General features: G+C 42.4%; 9 protein-coding genes and 2 pseudogenes. 8 read left to right on the plus strand and 3 right to left on the minus strand.

Translation table 11 applies throughout. From position 1 onward, the window contains the following. Positions 1-198: pseudogene (locus D3222_RS26325) on the minus strand (group II intron reverse transcriptase/maturase); the annotation flags it as partial. Positions 199-202: 4 nt separating this feature from the next. Here D3222_RS26325 and D3222_RS25260 point away from each other — a divergent pair. The 7 genes and pseudogenes from D3222_RS25260 (at position 203) to D3222_RS23065 (ending at position 4,639) form a co-directional block, all read left to right on the plus strand. Then, positions 203-436 carry a hypothetical protein gene (locus D3222_RS25260; protein WP_157975414.1) on the plus strand — a complete coding sequence of 78 codons (234 nt, stop codon included), beginning with the start codon at positions 203-205 and terminating at the stop codon, positions 434-436. A gap of 311 nt (positions 437-747) precedes the next feature. After that, entirely contained in the window at positions 748-1,143 is a 396-nt protein-coding gene (locus D3222_RS23040; RefSeq protein ID WP_118988190.1) for a hypothetical protein, read from the plus strand. A gap of 51 nt (positions 1,144-1,194) precedes the next feature. After that, positions 1,195-2,367, plus strand: coding sequence for a hypothetical protein (locus tag D3222_RS23045; RefSeq protein WP_118988191.1), 1,173 nt, complete (start codon positions 1,195-1,197; stop codon positions 2,365-2,367). A 165-nt stretch (positions 2,368-2,532) separates the two neighbouring features. Beyond that, positions 2,533-2,670: pseudogene (locus D3222_RS23050) on the plus strand (IS30 family transposase); the annotation flags it as partial. A gap of 141 nt (positions 2,671-2,811) precedes the next feature. Then, positions 2,812-3,366, plus strand: coding sequence for a hypothetical protein (locus tag D3222_RS23055; RefSeq protein ID WP_118988192.1), 555 nt, complete (start codon positions 2,812-2,814; stop codon positions 3,364-3,366). A 69-nt stretch (positions 3,367-3,435) separates the two neighbouring features. Next, entirely contained in the window at positions 3,436-3,969 is a 534-nt protein-coding gene (locus tag D3222_RS23060; RefSeq protein WP_118988193.1) for a hypothetical protein, read from the plus strand. Between the two features lie 124 nt (positions 3,970-4,093). Beyond that, positions 4,094-4,639, plus strand: a complete 546-nt coding sequence (locus D3222_RS23065; protein ID WP_118988194.1) for a hypothetical protein — start codon at positions 4,094-4,096, stop codon at positions 4,637-4,639. Between the two features lie 196 nt (positions 4,640-4,835). Here D3222_RS23065 and D3222_RS23070 read toward each other — a convergent pair whose 3' ends face one another. Together D3222_RS23070 and D3222_RS25265 are read right to left on the minus strand one after the other, a co-directional pair. Next, entirely contained in the window at positions 4,836-5,753 is a 918-nt protein-coding gene (locus tag D3222_RS23070; protein ID WP_118988195.1) for an Rpn family recombination-promoting nuclease/putative transposase, read from the minus strand. A 78-nt stretch (positions 5,754-5,831) separates the two neighbouring features. Beyond that, positions 5,832-5,996 carry a hypothetical protein gene (locus D3222_RS25265; protein ID WP_157975415.1) on the minus strand — a complete coding sequence of 55 codons (165 nt, stop codon included), beginning with the start codon at positions 5,994-5,996 and terminating at the stop codon, positions 5,832-5,834. A 125-nt stretch (positions 5,997-6,121) separates the two neighbouring features. On the opposite strand from D3222_RS25265, the gene D3222_RS23075 reads away from it, so the two are divergent. Beyond that, positions 6,122-7,141 (plus strand): IS110 family transposase, encoded by a 1,020-nt coding sequence (locus tag D3222_RS23075; RefSeq protein ID WP_118988196.1) that lies wholly within the window; start codon positions 6,122-6,124, stop codon positions 7,139-7,141. Positions 7,142-7,312 lie beyond the last annotated feature (171 nt).

Below are 7,312 nucleotides of genomic sequence, written 5' to 3' on the forward strand. Positions count from 1 at the left end.
TTTCGGGATACTGACCGGGCGGATACCCTGAGGATGGTATGAACCTGACGCCAACCGCGCCCGCAGGCACGGCCAGTGTTGTTTCAGGTGGTTCGCAAGCCCGCTGACCGTCATGCCATCGGCACCCGGGACACCTTGGTTGCTGACCACCCGCTGATACGCACGCTTCATGTTGGCGGGCGCAAGCACCCGCGCCATCAGCGTGTCCGGCTCCGCGTTCGTCCACACCGGAGACGCCGCCGCTGTCTGCACACTGTCAGCCGTCATCACCGGATACCGTCCGGGACTCGGGGGAACAGCCTTCCGTGAGAGAAGCTTCTGTGCTGCGACATACGATGAGACTCCTGCGCCTGATTGCGGTATAACCCGTTCGGCCCTTGATGGCGTGGTTAACTGCCATTTACTACGGCCTCGGCTGACTTCTACCGCTGGCTGAGCCGGCAGAGCTCCCGGGGTAATTTACGTGACCTTCCTGCTTATGCCTGTCGGATCTACGTCGTGATGCTCCGTGCAAGTATCGGGCTTCAGCTTTACTGGCAACCTTACCCGCATCACGCCGCCTCTTATCCGCTTCCTGTTCGTCAGACCAGCATTTTGCCTCGGGCTTCCTTCAGATCCGCAGTCACCCACGGCACCCTTGCCTCTGGCTAACACTTCCCCTTGCCGGGTGTGTGGARGACTTTCACCTCTGAGTCAGCCTTTAACCACCACGGTCAAAAGCCAGCGCCATTCAGGGCGCTGCGCACCATGCCCGGCGCACCAGTAAAAAACGCGTTCATTCAAGCCGCTGTTGTTACTTCAGCTACATTAGTGGATCCCCTAGATTCAAAAGATATGGAGTCAGCTCTCACCAATATTCTTTCGCCTATAACAGATGAGAATGACAGTGACTATCACTCCAATTACCAAGAACTTCACTTTATTATAGTAAAAAATTATAATAGTCAAGCCAATGAGTGTGATGCGGTAGGGTTCTTGGGGGTAGGCTGGGAATTGAATATTAAGGATTATCGGAAAAAGAGCAAAGATGCAGTGAGTGGTCATGATACAGATTTTAGGATACAGTCTTGGTCTGGGTTTTATCAATCGTGGGACGATATAGAGGCTCAATATGCTGCGGCGCTTCGAGCTCTTGGGAATTAAAAATTAATCAACAATCTTACTAATGTCGGCTGTTATTAGCGGGGGCTTATCATGGCTGAAACACAGAATACATATTCTAATAACGTAAAGCTTGCTGAAGATTTGTATCTTGCTTATTTGCTCCCGCAGATGGTCGGTGCATGTCAGCAAGATCTTACAGGAAAAACTGTTGTAGGCTTGCCAGCTAAAGAGTTAAGATATGTTCAGGATGTTAATAGAATTACATCAACACTGTCAAGCTTGGCAAGCTCCGAGGTTATTGAGCTATTTAGTGATTTAAGGTCGATAGAGGAGGAATTATCTACGCCATACAATATCTACGTAGATAACATGAGAAACTTACAAGAAGTGCTACCAAACATCAAACCTATTGTTGGTCATATTTATCCGGTGACATTAGCGTCCGTGAATGTTAAAAGAGCAATAACTGAAATAAAAAAAGCAACACAAACAATAACTCGAAATCTAGAGGAGCGAAGAATTTCTCTTTATCCTTCAAAAGTACATGAAATAATAAAAAAAATAACAGCGATATCAGAAAAAATAGAGCAGGATTTAGATTCGATAACTTCAGACTTGAATAAAAATCATCCTGGTTTCATACATTACAAAGAAAAATTTGCAACACTGAAACAGAATCAGGAAGAAGCATATAGTGCTGCTTTATCAACCACTCTTGCTACAGCAGCTAGTGCAGCAATTGTTGCGGGCTTTATTATCGTAGGTGTAATTATTTCCGTGACGACACTGGGAACAGCTTCACCAATAGCAGTTGGTGTGGTTGCTGGAGGATCAATAACTTTTTCTGCTATTGCCCTTGATAAGGGTTCTCAAGTTGTTCCACTGTGGCAAAAATATAGTACCGCGAATCAAGCTGTTCTGGATTTTATCAATTTTGAAAATAATAAGGAATTTAAGGTATATGCAGTTTTTGATACATGGTCTACGAATTTAAAGGCTATTTCCTCTGGACTGGAAAAAAGTAAATCGACTCTGGAAAGTCTGACAGCCAGCATGAAAGCAGATATACAAGAATCCAAACCCAGCATCGATGCCATTTTTGATATTCTTTCAAAATCTCTCGCGATAACTCAAGCGCAATTGACTGAGTTAAATAACTGTGCAAAAAAGATAGAGATCGAAAGCTCATTAATAAAGAATCTGCAATATCTTTTTAACTTCCGTGCCTCTTCGATAGGATGTCTTGCATTCAAAGTAAATTAATTGATTTTTAAGCGTAAACTGAGGGCTGTATTCTTCAGCCGCAGCACCTCATCCCAGTGTTGCTCTATAAGGAGAGCATAAAAAAGTGTGGGGAACTTGAGTTATTTAGCGGTAAAATGGGCAACTCAACCGGACTGTTACCCATTATCAGCCTATGAATACTTAACCGATTTTAATAAAGTCTCTGATCAGGAAATAAGTTTTGTAGTAAACCGATTAAATAATCGCCCCCGAAAAATACGGGGTGGGAAAACACCGAATGAATTATTTAAGGGAATACGAACATGTTTACTTCCAGATTAACGATGTTGCACTTATTATGTGAATCTACCATTGATTATCATTTATGTAATTTACTGTATTACAGCAACATGTTTTTGTTGTGAATTGTTACATAAAACATGCCAATAATGTAAAATAAATGCCATTAATGAGGGAATTAGTATGATAATTCGTTTTTATTTAATAGCAATCGGTGCATTAGTATATTGTGTAAACGGTTTCGCCGCGGATAATTTTAGCGATAACAATGCAAAAGACGCCCTTAAACAAACAGCCGTCTGTTTTCAACTCAAAAACTGCAAAGGCGTGAGTATTGGAACGGTTAGATTAAGCGATGATCCGCTGAATACCGCTAAACAATGCGCGTCAAAATTTACATCTCCCACTAGACCTGATGGTTTTATAGGACAGAGCATGCAAGATCTGAACGGTGCCTGTTTTAATGTTCTATATGACCCTATAAGAAAGACGATTTCCAACCAAAAAGTATCATCAGCACCACCACCCCTTAAAACTATACCGCCGCAAATTACGGCCACCCCTTTACCTTGGATCGGGGTGCAGTGTTTTGCCGAAAAGTTGTGTCAGGGACCTATCAGCGCTGTTGCATATGACTACGAAGAATGTAAAAACGGGAATTGGCCCGGTCCTGAAATGACAGATGGACTGATCGAATCGGAATCTTTTTTGTATGGTGGTAAATGTATTGATTTTTGATAGTGAAATTAAAAAGATATTCAATAAATTTTACCATTTTAAAATCATATCATAACCAAAGGAAGCTTTATGAGCAATCTTCAAACAATAAACTTGGCTAATTCATCACTTAAAATTGATAAACCACCACTTTTTTATATAGTTAACCTGCGATATGGCGCTTACTTGTACTTGCAGGCAGGCAAGGATGCTTACCGCGATCGCATTGCCTGGATTAGGCAAGGATACCGAGAAATTCCAGAGCAATGTTTCCATTGGGAGCTTCAGCAACTAGATCCAGTTTATTTCTTGCTTAAAAATACTACTAAAGAGCGCGGTGGTACTCTATTTTTAATAGCTGATGTTGACAATCATCGTGACCATCTAGTGGAGGGATATATTGGAGATCCCAGTGATAAAGATGATCTCTACATTCAATTTAGCAGAGTAGCAGTAACATATGGATCATCAGTATTTCACATTAAATCGAAGAATGAATGCTATCTTAAAGGTGATGATAGACTAGTTGGCAATGATCGCGAAGTATGGGGCCAGCCTTTCAAACCAAATGCTAATGATACTCGCTTTCATTGGCTTTTTGTACCGGCTCCGGATAAATTTTAGTAACTTCCAGTATTTACAAATTTCATCTCAACTCATCGTTCCTCAGATAGGTAATTACCAATGTAACATATCGTAAATTTAAGTCATCTCATAGCAATCACCTATAAATACGGAGATAAATAATATGAGCATAGATAAAACAATTGAACGCTCGGTGTTGTCGGCTGCATCTGCTAACGACCTAACATCTTACTACATCGTTAATCATGGCTTAGGGGCATTTTTGTATTTAGGCATCGATAAACATCCAGGTGATTCTCGTTATGCCTGGATTAAACAAGGTGACTGCGATCTTTCATTAGAACGGTTTCATTGGAAAATTACTCAACATGGTTATAAGTCTTTTTCAATTGTCAATTATTCCAACGATTCAAATGGAGGTTTATTTGAAAGTAGTGATTTCCTTGTAGATGAATTTGCAAACCGCATTGTCGGAACCTATAATTATATAACATCAGGCGTAGATGACAGATATATATTTACTACTGAAAACGTAAGTGATAATTCTAATATTGTATATCTTCAAACATCCTCCAAACGTTACATTGGCGCTTCGAAGAAAGCGGATGGCTTAGACCATCAAGTAATGGCGCTCTTCGACAAAGATAAACCTGGTGCATCTGACTATAACTATCTGTGGTATTTTGTACCGATCCCTGTGTTCACGTAGAGCATAAAAAATCTATGGTTCCCCTCGTTTTTGCAACACTCATTTTTGATGAATTTTAGGCTTGCTTAAATCTATCCGGCGTCACTATAGGCAAGGATGCCCGCGCCCCAATGAGTTCCGCGCCTGTTGACATTAGCAAATACTTTTACCCACCTTAAAAAGGTGAGTAAAAGTACAAAAAATAGAAAGGAAAAGGTTATTGTAAGGAGAGGAGTTCTTCACGGCTAAGACCGGTGCTTTTCATAACCAGTTCAATACTGGCACCATTCTTTAAAAAGGCACGGGCAATATTAATTGAAGCTTGTTTTTCACCTTCCTGAATACCCTGTTGAATACCTTGCTGAATACCTTGCTCCCGTAATCTCTGTGCAATATTCATTATTGCCTCCTGATGGCTGCCTACCTGTTCAATCAGTTTCTGAAGTACCTGTTCAAAATGTGGAGAATCCATTGTAACAAACAGGTAGTTAAGAATAGTAACAACATCGTTGTCACTATTATAATTGTACTTAAGGGCCTGTGCCAATAATGTGGTCACAGCTTCAACCCTGTCTCGCAAATTTTTATGTTTCATCGCCAGTTCCATCACGGCGATTTTGCGATGATTGACTAACTCATTATCATCAATCACGGTCACATCGACTAGTGGAAATGGATTGAAATACACCTCTTCCGCTAAGCGAGGTAATGAAAAGCATTGTGTCCAGCGTTGCTGGAAAGGATAAGGGCTGCTATCACCGTGGTAAAACAAAACGGGCACAACCAGCGGGAGTTCCTTATTTCCTTGTTGAAGGTGTTGATTCATCGCCATAAAAGCATAATGCATCATGCGCCATGCCATCATTTTATCCGGCGTTGACTGATGTTCAACAAGTACATAAATATAACCGTCACCTTGTTGAGTTTTCACCGAATAGAGCACATCGGACATTCTTGAACGTAACTGACGGTCAATGAATGAAGAATTAGTCAGTGTTAACGTATTAAAATCACATAGCCTCTTAATTTTCTCCGGCAGATGAATGTCAAAAAAGTCTCGGGCATTCTCTATCTGAGCCATAAACCCTTTGAATGTAGCATCATGGGGTGTGAGGCGCGCCTTTTTATTATTCATATTTTCTTATTAAAAAATAATTCCCATCATCAGTGTACAGCACAATAAAGTCTAGTACCAAGGTGGTTTTATAATTCATCATGCTACGTTATCAGCCGTAACCAGTTGACTGAGCGCTTGTGCTGTCTGGCGCATAGGCTCAGCAAACGCCAACAATGTTTCCAGTGAAACACGAATGGCAGGGGCATGCACATAGACACAGGCAATCAATCGATTTTTTTGATGAGAATGTAATGAGCGCATCCCAATCACTTAGCCCTTGGCACCGTGCTGAAATTGAGAGGTGAAGCATGGATCCTCTCAGATTTCCGGCCTTATAGTGCCTAAGCGGGAAGCCTGTTGCTCCCTGATGACTGGAGGATCCACCCATGAAATTTACTCCTGTTGGCGTCGATATTGCAAAACATTTGATGCAAATTCATTTTGTTGATGAATACACCGGTGAACTCATTGACAAGCAACTAAAACGAAATGATTTTTTAACTTTCTTTAGTAACCGTGAGCCTTGCTTGATTGGTATGGAAGCGTGCGGTGGCGCTCACTATTGGGCACGGGAACTGAGAAAGCTGGGACATGAAGTGCGTTTGCTTAAGGCTCGGTTTGTCAGGGCATTTCGGATGGGAAATAAAAACGATGTTCAGGATGCCCGGGCGATTTGGCTGGCCGTTCAGCAACCCGGTAAATCCGTTGCTATCAAAAATGAAGAACAGCAGGCCATTCTGTCATTACACCGGATGCGCTATCAACTCGTCAAATTCAGAACCGCGCAGATCAATTCGTTACATGGTTTACTGCTGGAATTTGGTGAAACCGTACATAAGGGCAGAACCTCGCTGGATAAAGCCATGCCTGAAGTCCTTGAGCGACTAAAGGAAAAACTGGCACCATTCCTACTCAATCTGCTTGAAAAGCAATACCACCGTTTGAACGAAATCGATGAACAAATTGAACAGRTGGAAAAACAACTGACGACGTGGGCAAAGCAGAATGCTGATTGTCAGCGAATTATGAAAATTCCCGGCGTCGGTGTCTTAATTGCGACAGCCGCCATCGCAACGATGGGCGATCCCAGAGCGTTTCGGTCGGGCAGGGAATTTTCGGCCTATTTGGGCCTGGTGCCGAAACAAACGGGAACGGGAGGCCGGGTCAAATTACTGGGCATCAGTAAACGGGGAGATACCTATCTGAGAACCCTGTTTATTCACGGTGCAAGAGTGGCCACCTTACTGACAAAAACACCGCTGCCGTGGGTGACGGAGMTGAAAAAACGCCGTCCGGTCTGTGTAGTGATAGTGGGGATGGCCAATAAGCTGGCTCGTACCGTTTGGGCATTGGTCGCCCATCAGCAGGAATATCAAAAAGATTACGTCAGTGTCAGACCTTACTGAGGTGTTTCACTGATCAACTTTCACTTTTAACTACAAGGATGAATGTAGAAAGATTGCTAAGGCAATGATAATGATGACAAAGACAGGTAAGACCGTGACTTGCTAAACCTGATTTATGCTCTGAGCGTAAAGCTCGTTAGGAGAGTGAGGAGTCAGTCAGCGGATTACATC

Origin of the sequence: Photorhabdus sp. CRCIA-P01 (genome assembly GCF_003545805.1) — a bacterium.
Lineage (GTDB): Bacteria > Pseudomonadota > Gammaproteobacteria > Enterobacterales > Enterobacteriaceae > Photorhabdus > Photorhabdus antumapuensis.